At 75.1% G+C, this 15033-nt stretch carries 11 protein-coding genes, 1 rRNA gene and 1 pseudogene; 11 read left to right on the top strand and 2 right to left on the bottom strand.

Annotated elements, in window-relative coordinates; all coding sequences use genetic code 11:
* The 10 genes and pseudogenes from rrf to ACFV0O_RS29015 form a co-directional block, all read left to right on the top strand.
* Positions 1-87 (top strand): 5S ribosomal RNA (gene rrf / locus ACFV0O_RS28970); the annotation flags it as partial.
* A 239-nt stretch (positions 88-326) separates the two neighbouring features.
* A complete protein-coding gene (locus tag ACFV0O_RS28975) occupies positions 327-1733 on the top strand; it encodes a sensor histidine kinase (protein ID WP_380346613.1) in 1407 nt (468 codons plus the stop codon).
* A complete protein-coding gene (locus ACFV0O_RS28980) occupies positions 1685-2350 on the top strand; it encodes a LuxR C-terminal-related transcriptional regulator (protein ID WP_380346614.1) in 666 nt (221 codons plus the stop codon). The genes ACFV0O_RS28975 and ACFV0O_RS28980 overlap by 49 nt, the downstream gene beginning before the upstream one ends.
* Positions 2351-2569: 219 nt before the next feature.
* Positions 2570-4189 carry a DUF2637 domain-containing protein gene (locus tag ACFV0O_RS28985; RefSeq protein WP_380346615.1) on the top strand — a complete coding sequence of 540 codons (1620 nt, stop codon included), beginning with the start codon at positions 2570-2572 and terminating at the stop codon, positions 4187-4189.
* Between the two features lie 111 nt (positions 4190-4300).
* Positions 4301-5590, top strand: coding sequence for a DUF6986 family protein (locus tag ACFV0O_RS28990; RefSeq protein ID WP_380346616.1), 1290 nt, complete (start codon positions 4301-4303; stop codon positions 5588-5590).
* Positions 5591-5773: 183 nt separating this feature from the next.
* Positions 5774-6430, top strand: coding sequence for a YigZ family protein (locus tag ACFV0O_RS28995; protein WP_380346617.1), 657 nt, complete (start codon positions 5774-5776; stop codon positions 6428-6430).
* A 272-nt stretch (positions 6431-6702) separates the two neighbouring features.
* Positions 6703-7017 (top strand): cupin domain-containing protein, encoded by a 315-nt coding sequence (locus ACFV0O_RS29000; RefSeq protein WP_380346618.1) that lies wholly within the window; start codon positions 6703-6705, stop codon positions 7015-7017.
* A 374-nt stretch (positions 7018-7391) separates the two neighbouring features.
* On the top strand, positions 7392-9239 hold the full coding sequence (locus tag ACFV0O_RS29005) for a hypothetical protein (RefSeq protein WP_380346619.1): 1848 nt from the start codon (positions 7392-7394) through the stop codon (positions 9237-9239).
* Positions 9240-9707: 468 nt separating this feature from the next.
* Positions 9708-10991, top strand: a pseudogene (locus ACFV0O_RS29010) (restriction endonuclease); the annotation flags it as partial.
* 420 nt (positions 10992-11411) lie between these two features.
* A complete protein-coding gene (locus ACFV0O_RS29015; protein ID WP_380346650.1) occupies positions 11412-12173 on the top strand; it encodes a ZIP family metal transporter in 762 nt (253 codons plus the stop codon).
* Between the two features lie 24 nt (positions 12174-12197).
* Here the strand turns inward: ACFV0O_RS29015 and ACFV0O_RS29020 are convergent, their stop codons facing one another.
* Positions 12198-13187, bottom strand: a complete 990-nt coding sequence (locus ACFV0O_RS29020; RefSeq protein ID WP_380346620.1) for a LysR family transcriptional regulator — start codon at positions 13185-13187, stop codon at positions 12198-12200.
* A 208-nt stretch (positions 13188-13395) separates the two neighbouring features.
* Here ACFV0O_RS29020 and ACFV0O_RS29025 point away from each other — a divergent pair, with 208 nt between their 5' ends.
* The gene (locus tag ACFV0O_RS29025) at positions 13396-14337 is read left to right on the top strand and encodes an EamA family transporter (RefSeq protein WP_380346651.1); all 942 of its coding nucleotides are present in this window, start codon (positions 13396-13398) and stop codon (positions 14335-14337) included.
* Here the strand turns inward: ACFV0O_RS29025 and ACFV0O_RS29030 are convergent.
* Positions 14228-14872, bottom strand: a complete 645-nt coding sequence (locus ACFV0O_RS29030) for a MarR family winged helix-turn-helix transcriptional regulator (RefSeq protein ID WP_380346621.1) — start codon at positions 14870-14872, stop codon at positions 14228-14230. The genes ACFV0O_RS29025 and ACFV0O_RS29030 overlap by 110 nt on opposite strands.
* Between the last annotated feature and the right edge of the window lie 161 nt (positions 14873-15033).

Raw genomic sequence — 15033 nt, forward strand, 5'->3', positions numbered from 1 at the left:
GGTTACATTCCGAACCCGGAAGCTAAGCCTCACAGCGCCGATGGTACTGCAGGGGGGACCCTGTGGGAGAGTAGGACGCCGCCGAACAATCATTCAGAAAAGACCCCCTCCCTTTCGGGACGGGGTCTTTTCGCGTTTCCGGTCCGATCGGACCCGATCGGACCGGACCGGACAGGATCGGACCGGTTCCGTGCGCCGGAGTCACCCCACCTGCCCGCAGGTAGACCTAGGTCCACCCCGGGATTGGGGTGTCATGGCCAGTGTGGGTGGCGGACGCTTCGTGAAGACTGCTGGAGGACGATCGGTACCGGCATCAGGAGCTTCCCGTGACAACAGCGAGTCGTACGAGCGGCACGTCCGTACGTGCTCAGGCCCAGGCGGCTTTCGTGGCCGGCGGTGAGGGGCTGGCGCGGCTCGTCGTGGTGGTGCTGGCCGCGGTGCCGGGGTCCGTGCTGCCGTTGGGCGCCGCGATCCTGTCGGGGGCGGCGGCGGCCCAGTTCCTGGAGGCCTTCGACCTGCAGGTGTTCTTCGCCCTGCTGGTGGCGGCGGCGGTCGGCGCCGTGGTCGCCGCCGCGAGCATCCGCGGTACGGCGAACCGTACGCGCGGGCAGGTGGAGCGCTGGTTCGGCGTGCGTCTGCCGGCGGTGTACGAGCCGCTGCCGGCGCTGGAGCTGGACGCCCGCGGGCACTGGTGGACGGGGTACTCGTACCACCGCTCGCGGACGGTGGCGAAGTACGCGCAGCTGGTCCACTGGGGGCTGCGGGACCGGACCACCCGCTCCGAGCTGGCCTGGCTCGCCGTGAACCCGTTCCTGACGCTGGCCCTGGCCGGGCCGATAGTCGGCCTGTTCGTGCTCGGCGTCGCGTACGCGATGACGGGGCCGGTGCCCGCCTCCGGGGCCGGCCCGCTGAGCGGAGGGACGGAGTCGCTCCTGCTGGGCCTGGCGTTCGGGGGCGCCGCGATCGTGGTCGGGATACTCGTGGCGCCGTTCGCGGTGCGCGCGTACGCGGAGGTGGCCCGGCGGGTGCTGGACCACGGCCGTACCTCGCACGCCCAGCTGACCAGGCGGGTCGCGGAGTTGACCGAGACGCGGGCGGACGCGGTGGGCAACCAGGCGGCCGAGCTGCGGCGGATCGAGCGGGACCTGCACGACGGTGCGCAGGCACGGCTGGTGGCGATCGGGATGACCCTGGGCACCATCGAGCACCTGATGGACACCGACCAGGCGGCCGCGCGGGAGCTCCTCTCCGAGGCCCGGCAGTCCTCGGCCCGGGCCCTGCAGGAGCTGCGGGACCTGGTCCGCGGCATCCACCCGCCGGTGCTCGCCGAGCGTGGCCTGGGCGACGCGGTCCGGGCCCTGGCGCTGGACAGTGCGCTGCCGACCGAGGTGTTCGTCAGCCTGCCGGACCGGCCGGCGGCCCCGGTGGAGGCCGCGGTGTACTTCAGCATCTGCGAGCTGCTGGCCAACGCGGCCAAGCACTCGGGGGCGGAACAGGTCTGGGTGGACATCCTGTACCGGGCCGGCTTCCTGCGGGTCACGGTGACGGACGACGGCGTGGGCGTGGCCGATCCTTCGCGGGGGACCGGACTGCGCGGGATCGAGAGGCGATTGGGTACCTTCGACGGTGTCCTCGCCATCGACAGCACGTCGGGCGGTCCGACCACCATCACCTTGGAGTTGCCGTGCGAGTTGTCCTCGCCGAGGACCTCTACCTCCTTCGCGAAGGTCTGATCAGGCTGCTGGAAGCGCACGGGTTCACCGTCGTCGCGGCGGTGGAGACCGGGCCCGAGCTGCTGGAGGCGTTGCTGACCCACCGCCCGGACGTGGCGGTGGTCGACGTCCGGCTGCCCCCGACGCTCACCGACGAGGGTCTTCAGGCCGCACTCAAGGCCCGCCGGGAGATCCAGGGCCTGCCCGTCCTGGTGCTGTCGCAGCACGTCCAGCAGCTGTACGCACGGGAGTTGCTGGCGGACGGTACCGGTGGGATCGGTTACCTGCTGAAGGACCGGGTGTTCAACGCGGGGCAGTTCATCGACGCGGTCCGCCGGGTGGCGGCGGGCGGGACGGCGATGGACCCGGACGTGATCGCCAAGCTGATGCAGACGACCTCGCGCCGGCCGGGCCCGCTGCTGCGGCTGTCGCCGCGTGAGCGGGAGGTGCTGGAGCTGATGGCCGAGGGCTGTTCCAACTCGGCGATCGCCGCCCGTCTTTCGGTGAGCGACGGCGCGGTGGCCAAACACATTGCCAACATCTTCACCAAACTCGAACTCGCCCCTGCGGAGGACGCCAACCGCCGGGTGCTGGCCGTGCTGACCTATCTCAACGGCACGGCTGGGCAGGGCCTCTGACGGTCCGGGCGGTCCCGGGGGAAGGTCGCGCCGTACCTCGACCGCCGTCGTGCCCCGGGCTGTGACACTCCGGCCTGCGGGAACGCTTAAACAGGTGTACGAGTAAACTCCGGTGGGCCGAGCCCGGAGGTTGCTCAGCCGTCCGGCGGCCCGACCAGCGGGACCCGGCAGTCGAGGCAGCGTACGGCCGCAGCCGACATCCAGGGGTTGATAGACGTAATGGCACGCCCAACGCTCACCAAGGCCCACCGGGGCCTGCTCGGCCTGGTCGCGGCCGGCGCCTGCATCATCTCGGGCATCGGTTTCGCGGGTTCGTACAACGCGGTGCGTGAGCTGGCCATGGAGAAAGGTTTCGGCGCTTTCTCCTACGCCTTCCCGATCGGCGTCGACGCGGGCATCGTCGTGCTCCTCGCGCTGGACCTGGTGCTGACCTGGCTGCGGATCCCCTTCCCGATGCTGCGGCAGACCGCCTGGCTGCTGACCGTCGCCACCATCGCCTTCAACGCGGCCGCCTCCTGGGGCGACCCGCTTGGCATGGGCATGCACGCCGTCATCCCGGTGCTCTTCGTCGTCGTGGTCGAGGCCTCCCGCCACGCGGTCGGACGGATCGCGGCGATCACGGCGGACCGTCACATGGAATCGGTCCGGGTGATGCGCTGGCTCCTGTCCCCGGTGCCGACCTTCCGGCTCTGGCGGCGGATGAAGCTCTGGGAGCTCCGCTCGTACGACGAGGTCATCCGCCTGGAGCAGAACCGGCTCGTCTACCGGGCGCAGCTGCGCTTCCGCTACGGCCGCGGCTGGCGGCGCTCGGCGCCGATCCAGGCGCTGCTGCCGCTCAAGCTCGCCAAGTTCGGCGTGCCGCTCGACCCGGCACTGCTCGACCGGCTGGACGACGAGGCCCGCGATCGCGGGGGCGAGGAGGCCCCGGCGGGGCCGGAACATCGGGCGCTCGCACCCCAGGACGGCCGTGCCACCGCCATCGCCCCGACGGTGGCGACCGCGGCGGCGGCCGCCCCGGCCGGTCCCGCGCAGCAACTCCCGCAGCAGGCGCCGCAGGTCCAGCAGGCTCCCCAGCCTCAGCCTCAGCCTCAGCCTCAGCCTCAGCCGGAGCCGGCCCAGGCCGCGGCCCCGGAGCAGGCCGCCGCCCCCGCAGCCGTCGCGCCGATGCCCGCCGAGGTGGCCGCGCCCATGCTGGCGAAGCTGGCGGCCGTCCGGCTGCGCGCCGCGCAGGAGCCCGAGGAGGTACAGGACGCCGCCCCGCAGCCGCGTCGCGAGGAGCTGAACGTCTGGACCGAGCGTCCGGTGCGCACCACCGGCCATCCGGCCGACGCCGCCCCGGGCGGGCGGGTGCCCGGCCAGGCCTCGCCCTGGTTCAAGCCTCCGCGTCCGGTCGAGGAGTCCGCTCCGGCCGGCGCGGTCACCGCTCCCGCTTCAGGTCCCGCGGCCGCCGCCCCGGCGCCCCGGCCGCAGGGCCGGCGTCCGGCCGACGCGCAGCAGCCCGAGCCGTCGGCCGAGCCGCAGCAGCAGGCCCAGCAGGCCCAGCAGGCCGGGCAGCCCGCGCAGGCCGAGCAGCCGGTCCCGGCCGAGGAGCCCGTCCAAGCCGAGCAGTCCGACACCCGGCCGGCCCCCTCGCGCCTCGACCCGGACGTGGCCTACGAGGCCCTCGTCACGTACCTGGACAACCACGGCCACCAGCCCGACCCGCAGCGCCTCGCCGACTGGCTGACCAGGGAGTACGGCGTCTCCGGCAAGGGACCCGACGGTTCGGTCCACCCCAAGGAGGTCGCCGAGCTCTACCCGGAGCTGCGCGACCGTTACGCCGCCGCCGGGAGGGACTGACCGGGACGGCCCGTCGTCCGGGGGCCGGGCGGCCATTGACGCCCGACCCCGCCGGAGCTACCTTCGCCTCAACAAATTGTTGAAGCGCTGGTTCGGCATGGAGGAGTGCGGATGTCGCAGGTCGAGGTCGACGGTAACGGTCCGACGGGCGGGGCCTCCTTCTCCGACGCCGCCCGGGCCGCCGTGGAGACGCTGCTCGCCCCGGTCGACGCCGATCTGGCGCGCCGCTACCCGGGTGACTCCGGGACCAGGCAGCCGGTACACACCGTCTACGTCCCGGCCGACGCCTTCGCCGCCGACACCGTCCGGGATTGGGGCCGCCGGGCCCTGGAGGCCTTCGACACCCACGCCGCCACCCCCGCCGAGCTGGGCCGCGCCCTCGGCGTCGCCGACGACGGGCTGCTCGCCGACGTGCACGCCCGGGTCCGCGCCAAGCTGGAGCGCGAGCCGGTCGAGGACCTGCGGATCGACTTCGAGGACGGCTACGGCCCCCGCCCCGACGCGGAGGAGGACGCGGCGGCCGTCCGCGCCGCCGAACTGGTCTCCGCCGCCGTCGCCGAGGGCGAGGCCCCGCCGTACATCGGCATCCGGATCAAGTGCATGGAGGCGCCGGTCCGCGCCCGCGGCATCCGCACCCTGGAGCTGTTCCTGGCCACCCTGCTGGCCGGCGGCGGCCTGCCGGAGGGCCTGGTCCTGACCCTGCCCAAGGTCACCTACGCCGAGCAGGTCACCGCGCTGGTCCGGCTGCTGGAGGACTTCGAGCGCCGGGCCGGGCTGCCCGCCGGCCGGATCGGCTTCGAGATCCAGATCGAGACCACCCAGGCCATCCTCGGCCCGGACGGCCGGGCCACCGTGGTCCTGATGATCGAGGCCGCCGAGGGCCGGGCCACCGGCCTGCACTACGGCACCTTCGACTACAGCGCCTCCTGCGGCGTCGGCGCGGCGTACCAGAGCATGGACCACCCGGTCGCCGACCACGCGAAGGCGGTCATGCAGGTGGCCGCCGCCGGCACCGGGGTCCGGCTCTCCGACGGCTCGACCAACGTCGTCCCGACCGGCTCCACCGAGCAGGTGCACGCGGCCTGGAAGCTGCACCACGACCTGGTCCGCCGCTCGCTGGCCCGCGCCTACTACCAGGGCTGGGACATGCACCCGGCGCACCTGCCGACCCGCTACGTCGCGGTGTACTCGTTCTACCGCGAGGGACTGGCGGCCGCCGCCGCTCGGCTGGCCGCGTACGTCGCCAAGGCGGGCGGCGACGTGATGGACGAGCCGGCCACCGCCCGGGCGCTCAGCGGCTACCTGCTGCGCGGCCTGGACTGCGGCGCCGTCGACCTCGCCGAGGTCACCGCGCTGACCGGCCTCGACCGCGAGCGGCTGGACGCCCTGGCCGGTCGCTGAACCCCGGACCGAACGGCTTCCCGAGCGGCTCCCGGCCGGTCCGGCCGCCCCGGCCGCCGGCCGGACCGGCCCCGGCCACCGGTCCTCCGTCCGCGCGCCAACTAGGCTGGCGGTGCCGCCCCGGCGCGAACACCCGGGGCGCGCGCCGCCAGCCGTCGCCGTTCCCGGGAGAACCACCGCGCCATGCCCGCCACGCCGGAGCCCACCGCCAGGCCGTACCTCACCATCCGGCGGGCCGGCAGCCACGAGACCGAGATCAAGAAGTCCCGGTTCATCTGCCACCTCGCCCGGGTCGACGACGAGGACGCGGCGCAGGCCTTCATCGCGGGCATCCGCAAGCAGTACTGGGACGCCCGGCACAACTGCACCGCCTTCGTGGTCGGCGACGAGCAGCGCCGCGAGCGCTCCAGCGACGACGGCGAGCCCGGAGGCACGGCCGGGGTGCCGATGCTGGAGGTGCTGCGCCGCCGCGGCCTGACCGACACGGTCGCCGTGGTCACCAGGTACTTCGGCGGGATCAAGCTCGGCGCGGGCGGCCTGGTGCGGGCGTACGGGAACGCGGTGTCGGAGGCGCTGGACGGGATCGGTCTGCTGGAGCGGCGGCCGGTCGCGCTGCTCGCGGTGACGGTGGACCACGTCCGGGCCGGCCGGGTGGAGAACGACCTGCGGGCGGCCGGGTACACGGTGAGCGACCTGGCCTACGAGGCGGCCGGGGTGCGGATCGAGGTCGGCGTGCCGGAGCCCGGGACGGCGGCCTTCCACACCTGGCTGGCCGAGGCGACCGGGGGCACCGCGGTGGCGGTCCCGGCCGGTCGCACCTACGTCGAGGTGCCGGTCTGAGCGGGGGCGGCGGTCCGCGCTCCGGCAGGGACCCCGCGGCGGCCCCGGGACGGCCCCGGGACGCATTCCGGCGCCCGCTCCGGCGCACACTCCGGGGCGGGCGACAGAGTGGGCCGCGCTGCCCGGCCCGGCCGACGCGCCGGGTTTCGGCCACAGATTCGGCCACATCGCCACCTGCCCGTTTCGGTGGCCGGAGGGGCCTGCCTAGCCTGAACCGGCCGTCGGCCAGGCGCCGACCGGCAGCCTCAGGACGCCTCCAGGAAGCGGTCGCGATGCCCGTCGTCCAGACCATAACGCTGCCCCCGGGTGCCGAAACCGGCTGGCACTACCACCCGGGCCGGGTCGACGTGGTGGTGCTCTCCGGGACGCTGACCCGGACCCTGTACGACGGCCGGGTCGAGGTCAGCCGCGCCGGTGACTCCCTGGTCGAGCAGGCGGGACCGGTCCACGTCCACGTCGGCCGCAACCTCGGCGCCGAACCCGTGGTGCTGATCGCCAGCTACGCCGCCCCGCCGGGCCGTCCGCTGGCGGTGCCGGTCGCCGAGCCCGCCTGGAGCCGCAGCTCGACCGGGCCCGCAGGGTCCTGACCGGGGCCGGAGCGGCCGGGCGGGACGGCCCGCAGGAGGCGACCGCACCGATCCCGACGGGCCGTCCCTCGTAGCCCAGGCCCCGCGCCGCGCGGAAGACGGCTTGAACAGATTCACCCGAACGTAGGGTCGTGGCCCGGAGTTGGAACTTCCGCTCCGGGCCGTGGCGTTTCCTGGGCAAGGATCCGGCGGAACCGGACGAAACCCATCGATGGAGGACACAGGACCCCACCCCGTACCACGGAGGTATGCGCATGGCCTCAGACCGTTGGACTTCAGACCGTTCGACCTCGAATCGCCCGACCTCGAACCGCTCCCGCGCTCACACCGGTGTCGACGTCCCCGGCCCCCGCGGTCCCGCGACGCCCTACCGGATGACCGTCACCACGGCCCTTCCGCACGCCGAGGCGCTCGCCCTGGCCGACGAACAACTCGCCTCCTGGCTGAAGCAGGAGGGCTACGAGGAGCCCCCGCCCGCCGTCCGCACCCCCGCGGACCGGCCGGTCTCCGGGCGGCGCCCCACCGGCCCCGCCGCCGAGATCCCGCCCCCCGGCACGTCGGTGTTCGACGCACTGCCCCCGGGCACACTGCCCCCCGACACGCCGACGCCCGACACGCCGCCCCTCGACCCGCCGACGCCCGAAGCGCCGGGACTCGCCGAGCGCCTCCGCCTGGGCGAGCGCGTCCTGCTCGACCGCGACCACGGCCCGCTGCGCGGCGGCCCGGCCGCCGGCCGCTACGACCGCCGCCGCCTGCGCATCCCGGCCCCGCACGGCACCCGGCAACTCACCCTCACGGTGGCCACCGGCGCCGACGGCGTCACCTGGGTCCGGCTGGAGGCCGAGACGCACAGCACCGGCAGCGGTGTGCGCACCCCCTGCCGGGTGCCGGTGCCCGAACTCGCCCGCTCCCTCCTGCCGCTGCTCGACGCCGCCGACGGCCCGGCCGCCGTCCACTCCGCGCCCCGGGTGATCACGGCCGACGCGGTGGACGCCCTGATCGACGAACTGTGCGACCCGGAACGCCGACTGACCGTCGTGGTCGCCAGCGTCCCGGTGAACCTCCCGGTCGACCGCTGGGTCCAGGACGTGGTCGGCCCGCTCTGCCAGCAGCTCCCCGGCCTGGCCACCACCTACGTGCTGGATCCCGGCGCCCGCACCGCGTTCAACGTCGCGCTGGAGTACCACACCGTCTACGGCGGCGCGGTGCGCACCTACCTGCCCGAGGTCGATCCGGCCTCCCGGCAGGACGGCGCACGGCATCCGGTGCTCGCCCGGGGCCGAATAGAACAGGATCTGCGCCGCGCCGCCGGGCTGCTCGCCCGCGAGCCGCGCCGGCTCGCCGCCGAGCAGCCGCTCCCGGCGCCGCTGGCGGCCGTCCCCGTGCTGCGCGTCCCGCCGTCGCAGCTCCGCCGCGGCACCGGGCCGGGCGCCGACCGGGGCACGGCGGACCCGGACACCAGGGGGACCGTCGCCGTCGCCGAACTGGCCGCGCTCGCCCACGAGGAGCAGCAGGACAGGGCGGAGCAGCAGGCCAGGGCCGACGAGCTGGAGCACGTCCGGCACACCCTGCGCCTGGAGCGCCGCGACCACCGCGAGCGCGGCCAGGGCAGGGAGGGCCACGACGGCCGGGACGGTCGGGAGGGCCGCCTGCGCGCCGGTGCCCGCGCCCTGGCCGGTCGCCACTGCAGCACGTCCGGCACCGGTCCTGCCCTCGGTCGGCACCCCGTCGGCCGGCCCGAGAGCTTCACCGAACTCCTGGCCAGACTGGGCGAGTTCCCGCTGCTGTCCTTCACCGGGGACCAGAAGGCCGCACTCGCCCTCGACGAGCTCCAGCGCACCGGCGCCGGTTGGGCCCGGATCGCCTGGGACGGCCTGACCGCCCTTCAGGAGTACGCCGAGGCGGCGGTGCGCGGAACGGCCGGCGGGGACTTCAAACAGTGGTGCGAGCACACTCCGGAGGGCTGCCACCGCTTCCCGCCCCGCAAGGCCGTGCGTGGGGAGTCCAGGACGGTGTTCAGCCACACCAAGTGGAAGCGCGAACGGATGCTGCCGGTACCGGAATGCGTGGACGCCTCCCGGCGCGCGTTCATGGGTGCACACCTGCGGATCGGCGGCGGCCGCACCGCGCCCCGGCTGCACTACCTGGACGACTGCTCCGGCAGTGGCCGGATCTACGTCGGCTACATCGGTCTCCACCTCACCAACACCCGGACCAACTGACCGGCTTGGCTGACCGCCGGGCCCGTTCGGTGGACAATGTCCGGCAGGGGTGGGTCCGCGGGTTCGCCGACCGCCCCGGGCAGGCGCCGGACGAGCATGGGGGAACGACGACCGATGCAGCACTCAGCAGACGGCCGGTCCGACGGAACCACCACCGTCCGGGTCCCCCAACCGGGCTTCCTGGCCTCGGTCTTCCGCGACCTCGGGGTCGACGGGGCCCCGGAGCCGGACGGCACCGGCCGCCCGCCCGCGGGCGCGGCCGATGACGGCCCGTCCGTCCCGGGCCCCGCCGGCGCCGTCGACCCGGGCGGCGCCGACCGGGCCGACGGCGACCCCGGCGATCCGGAGGAGGCCGTCGCGGCGCACGCCCGGGCCGCCGCCCTGACCCACCACCGCACGCTCACCGTCCGGGCCGAGCACGACCGGCTGGCCGACCTGCTGCGGCGGGCGGCCCTGCCGGTCTCGGCCATGGACTTCGAGAGCCAGCTGCGCCACTACGAACCCCGTCCCTACCCGGCCGACGGCCCCGGCACCGCCGACGGGCCGGAACCCCGCTGGGCGGACTTCGAGCCCGCCGACCCGACCGCGGCCGACCCGGAGAGCGGCCCGTCCCGCCGACTGCTCGACTCCGGCTACCAGCGCGAACTCGCCCAGGCCAGGCTCACCCACCAGCGCGCCCTGCGGGAGTGGCGCACCCGCCGCGCCGAGGCCGGGAGCCCGGCCGCCGACGAGTCCCGGCGCACCCACGAGGCCGCCGAGGAGGCCCGCGCCCGCGCCGTGCGCGAGTACAACGAGAGCCTGGAGGAGTGCCGACGGGCCTACCGGCTGTCCGAGCCGGCCGCCGTCGAGTCGCTGCTGGAGCGGGCGCTGGCCGCCGCCGAGACCGCGACCCAGGACCTGCCCGCCCCCTGCCGGGCGGTGTTCCGCCCGCTCACCCGCACCGCCGTGCTGGACCTCGACCTGCCGCCGCTCGACCTGGTGCCCTCGCTCACCGGCTACCGCCTCGCCCCGGACGGCGACATCGTGCCGGTGCCGCGCCCGCCGGCCGACCGGGCCACCGACTACCTGCGCCTGGTCGCCCGGCTCGCCCTGCGCGCCCTGCAGGCCGCCGACGCCGTCGACACCGACGAGATACTCGCCGGCGTCGTCCTCAACGGCTGGCTGCGCGAGCCCGGTCCGGCCGAGCCGCTCTGCCTGGTCAGCGTGGACGCCGACCGCGACGCGCTGGCCCGCACCCGGCTGCTGCCTCCGGGGACCCCGTACGAGGAGCGCGACGACGAAGGCGTCTACGCCGACGCCGAGCAGGACGAGGCCCTCGTCCGGCTGCGCGGGCTCGGCGCCGCCGTCACCCCGGACCCGTACGACCGGGTCGGCGTCCGTCCGGCCGCCCAGGCCGGGGCCACCGTGCCGGCCGCGCCCGACCTGTCCGCCAACGAGTTCGCCCAGCTGGTGCGCGACCTTCTCACCCGGGGCGGGATCGCCGAGTGGAGCGTACGGCTGCGCGGCCCGGCCGGGCTGGTCGCCACCGGTGAGGGCGCCCCCGCCAGCGCACTGCCCGGCCGCTGGGTGGTCTGGGCCTCCCGGGACCCGGAGCCGGTCACCGCGGAGCAGATCACCACGCTCGCCGAGGCGGTCCGCGAGGAGTCCGCCGAGCGCGGCCTGCGGCTGACCACCGGCCGCTTCACCGACGAGGCCCTGGACCTCACCGCCGAGGAGAGTCACCGCCACATCCACCTGGTCGACGGCGACGGCGTGCGCGAACTCGCCCGTACCCACCTCGGCCTGCCGCTCGCCGCCGGCGCTGACGGCTCCACCCGGGGCCGACGGCATCCGCCCGGCCGCGCGCCGCCTCCCTCCCGCGGCCGGACGCGCCGCACCGCCGCCCGCCCGCGGCCGGCCGGCCGCGCCGCACCGCTGACCACCCGCCGCCCCACCTGCGGGATCACCCCGACAGCCCATCCGGCGGGCATCCCGCCGGGTCCGGCCCGACGCTGGGGAGCGGGCCCCGGCCACGCCCGGCACCCCGGTCGACAGAGGTCGAACGGCCGTCCGGTACGGTCAGCGGTCGGCCCGGCCACGGGCGGACCCCAGGGGGAGAGGAATGGGCAGAGCGCTCGGCACACCACACGGCGACACCGGCCGGCCGGCCGCACCCGCGGCGGAGGTGGCCCGATGACCGCCGTCCTGGTCGCCGCCGGGGCGTTCCTGATGACGCTGATCGGTGGTTTCGTCGCCCAGCGCACCGGCGACCGCCGCCACCTGGTGCTCGGCTTCGCGGCCGGACTGATGCTCGGCGTGGTGGCGTTCGACCTGCTGCCCGAGGCGATCCACCAGGCGCCGGGCGAGGTGCACGGCGTGCCGCAGGCGCTGCTGATGTTCGCGGCCGGCTTCCTCACCATCCACGTGGTCGAGCGCGCGGTCGCCATCCACCGCGGCCACGAGGGCGAGTACGCCGAGCACACCCACGGCGGCCACCACCACGGCCACTCCCACGGACACCAGGGCGTCGGGCTGACCGCCGCGCTGGCCCTGGTCGGCCACAGCGTGATGGACGGCTTCGCGATCGGCGCCGCCTTCCAGGCCGGCTCCACGGTCGGCACCGTGGTGGCCATCGCGGTGGTCGCGCACGACTTCGCCGACGGCTTCAACACGTACACGATCACCCGGCTGTACGGGAACAACCGGCGGCGGGCCCTGACCCTGCTCGCGGCGGACGCGCTGGCGCCGGTGTCCGGTGCCGCGATCACCCTGGCGTTCACCATCCCGGAGCACCTGCTCGGCCTCTACCTGGGCTTCTTCTCCGGGTTCCTGCTCTACCTGGCGACCTCCGACATCCTCCCCGAGGCCCACAGCCCGCACCCCTCGCGCACCACCCTGCTCTGCACTCTCGCCGGGGTCGGCTTCATGTGGCTGATGATCGGCTTCGCCGCGTAGGCCGCCGGGCCCGTGCGGCCCCGGTCACATCGACGGGCGGTGCCCCGCCTCCGCCTGTTCCCGGGCCCGAGCCTGAGCCTGCGCCTGGGCCGGGGTCTGGGCCTGCGCTTGCGCCTGGAGACGTCCCCAGCCCTCGCGCATCGAGGCCAGCGCCTCGGTGATGGCCGGCCGTCGGGATGCCTGGGTGCGCCAGAGCGCGAACACCCGGCGCCCCGGCTCCGGCGTCACCCGGCGGGCCGCGACCCCGGGCGGCAGCGGCCCCCGCCCGAGCCTCGGCACCAGGCCCATCCCGAGACCGGCCGCGACCAGCGCGATCTGGGTCTCGAACTCGCCGACCTGGTAGCGCACGTCCGGCTCCTCACCGGCCTCGCGCAGCGTGCGGACCAGCCAGTCGTGGCAGATGTTGCCCGGCGGCACGCTGATCCAGCGCTGCCCGCACAGCTGCTCCACCGGCACCGGGTCGAGCGCGGCCAGCTCGTCGTCGGCGGGCAGCAGCAGGTCCACCGGGTCCGTCCCGAGGTCCATCCGGGAGACGCCCTCCTGCACCGGCAGCGGCACCGTCGGCCAGTCTTGCACCAGCGCCAGGTCCACCTCGCCCCGGGCCACCAGATCGGTCGCCGGGTAGGGATCGCGCTCCAGCAGCCGTACGTCCAGCTCCGGGCAGCGCCGCCGCAGGTCGGCCAGCACCCCGGGCATCAGCCCGCGGGCCCCGGACGCGAACGCGGCCACCAGCAGCCGCCCGACCGCCTGGCCGCGCTGCTCCTCCAGCCGGACCTCGGCCCGCTCTACCAGCCCCAGCACGGTCTGCGCGGTGGCGGCCAGTTCGCGCGCCGCGTCGGTCAGCACGACGCCCCGGCCCTGTCGCTCCAGCAGTACCGTCCGGGTCTCCCGCTCCAACTTGGCGATCTGCTGCGAGACCGCCGAGGGCGTGAACCCGAGCGCCGCCGCGGCCCCGCCGACCGAGCCGTGCACCGCCACCGCGTGCAGCGCCCGCAGGCGCCCCAGATCCATCATGCAGTGATTCTAAAGTGTCACCTTCAGAATTCATCGCTGGTGCTACACGGTCCCGCGCCACCATGCTCGGTCCATGACCGCAACACCCGCCGCGAGCGGCACCGGCCTCCCCGGCAGCACCAGCAGGGTCGGCGGTGCCGGCAGGGCCGGCACCGTTACGAGCACCCCGAGCACCCCGAGCAGCACGAGCACCCCGAACACCTCGGGCATGAGCGCGCCCCACATCGCGCTGGCCGTCCTGGTGGCCGCCGTCTGGGGTTTTAACTTCGTCCTCATCCACGTCGGCCTCGACAACTTCCCGCCGCTGCTCTTCTGCGCCCTGCGGTTCGCGGTCGTCGCCGTGCCCGCGGTCTTCTTCGTCGGCCCGCCCAAGGTGGCCTGGCGCTGGGTGGTGGCGGTCGGCGTGGTCCTCGGGGTGGTCAAGTTCGGGCTGCTCTTCCTCGGCATGCACGCCGGGATGCCGGCCGGCCTCTCCTCCCTGGTGCTCCAGGGGCAGGCCGGCTTCACCGCGCTGTTCGCCGCCGTCGTGCTGCGCGAACGCCCCGGCGGGCAGCGACTGCTGGGCCTGGCGATCGCCTTCGCGGGCATCGCGCTGAGCGCGTACGACCAGGGCGCGGGCGGCCCGCTCGGCGCGTTCGTCCTGGTGGTGCTGGCCGCCGTCGCCTGGGGCCTGGCCAACGTGCTGACCCGCAAGGCGGCGCCGCCGGACGCGCTGCGTTGGATGGTCTGGGTCAGCGCCGTTCCGCCGCTGCCGCTGTTGGGCCTGTCCCTGCTGGTCGAGGGCCCGGAGGCGGACCTGCGCGCGCTGCGCGACATCACCCCCGCCGGACTCGGCGCGATCGCCTACGTCGGGCTGGTCTCCACCCTGCTGGGCTTCGTCGCCTGGAGCTTCCTGCTGCGTACGTACGACGCCACCGCCGTCGCGCCCTACTCGCTGCTGGTGCCGGTGTTCGGGATGTCCTCGGCCTGGCTGCTGCTCGGTGAGCGGGTCGCCCCGACGGCCGGTGCGGCCGCGCTGCTGGTGATCGCCGGGATCGGGATCACCGCGGTGCGTCCGGGGACGCCGCGCGCCGTGGTGGCCCGGCTGCGAGGAACCGGGCCTCGGCGGAGCGCAGCACCCGCAGCAGTACCTCCTCGTCCGCGGGGCTGACCTCGCCGAAGTACTCCCGCGCCACCTCGTCCCGGACCTGCCCGATCCGCTCCACCGCGGCGCGGCCGGCCTCGGTCAGCAGGATGCGCACGGCCCGCCGGTCGGCCGGGTCGGGGGTGCGCTCGACCAGCCCGGCCTCCTCCAGCGCGTCGACCACGGTGGTGGCCGAGCGCGGGGCGATGTGCAACTTGTCGGCGAGGTCGCTCAGCCGCATCGCGCGGTCCGGCGTCTCGCAGCCCGGCACGTGGGCGAGTGTGCGCAGCGCCCGGGCCTGGCCGGGGGTGATGCCGTACGGCTCCAGCCGCCAACCGGTCTGGCGGCGGATCCGCTTGATCGCCCTGGTCATCGCGTCCGCCAGTTCGGCCGTGGTCCCGGTGTCCTCGGGGGAGCCGGTGTCCTCGGGTGACCGGGTGCTCCCGGGGGAGCCGGTGGGAGCGGGGGAGCCGGCGGGGCCGGGGGAGCCGGGGGAGCCGGTGGCGGCGGTGCGGGGGTCGGAGGAGGGGTCCGCCGGGTCGTCGGTCGGCGTGGTGGTCATCGGCGGTCTCCTCGGCTGGTGTCCGGCCAAGCGTAGCGACCGGTCGGGTGCGTTCGGTGGTCGGCCGACGACGGTCACGGAAATATGTTGAGCTTAGCTCAGCATCTGGGTTAGCGTAGGTCCGAGTGAGGGGACCCTAAGTTCCCTCCCGGACCCTGGAG

Source organism: Kitasatospora sp. NPDC059577, from assembly GCF_042735475.1.
Classification (GTDB): Bacteria; Actinomycetota; Actinomycetes; order Streptomycetales; family Streptomycetaceae; genus Kitasatospora.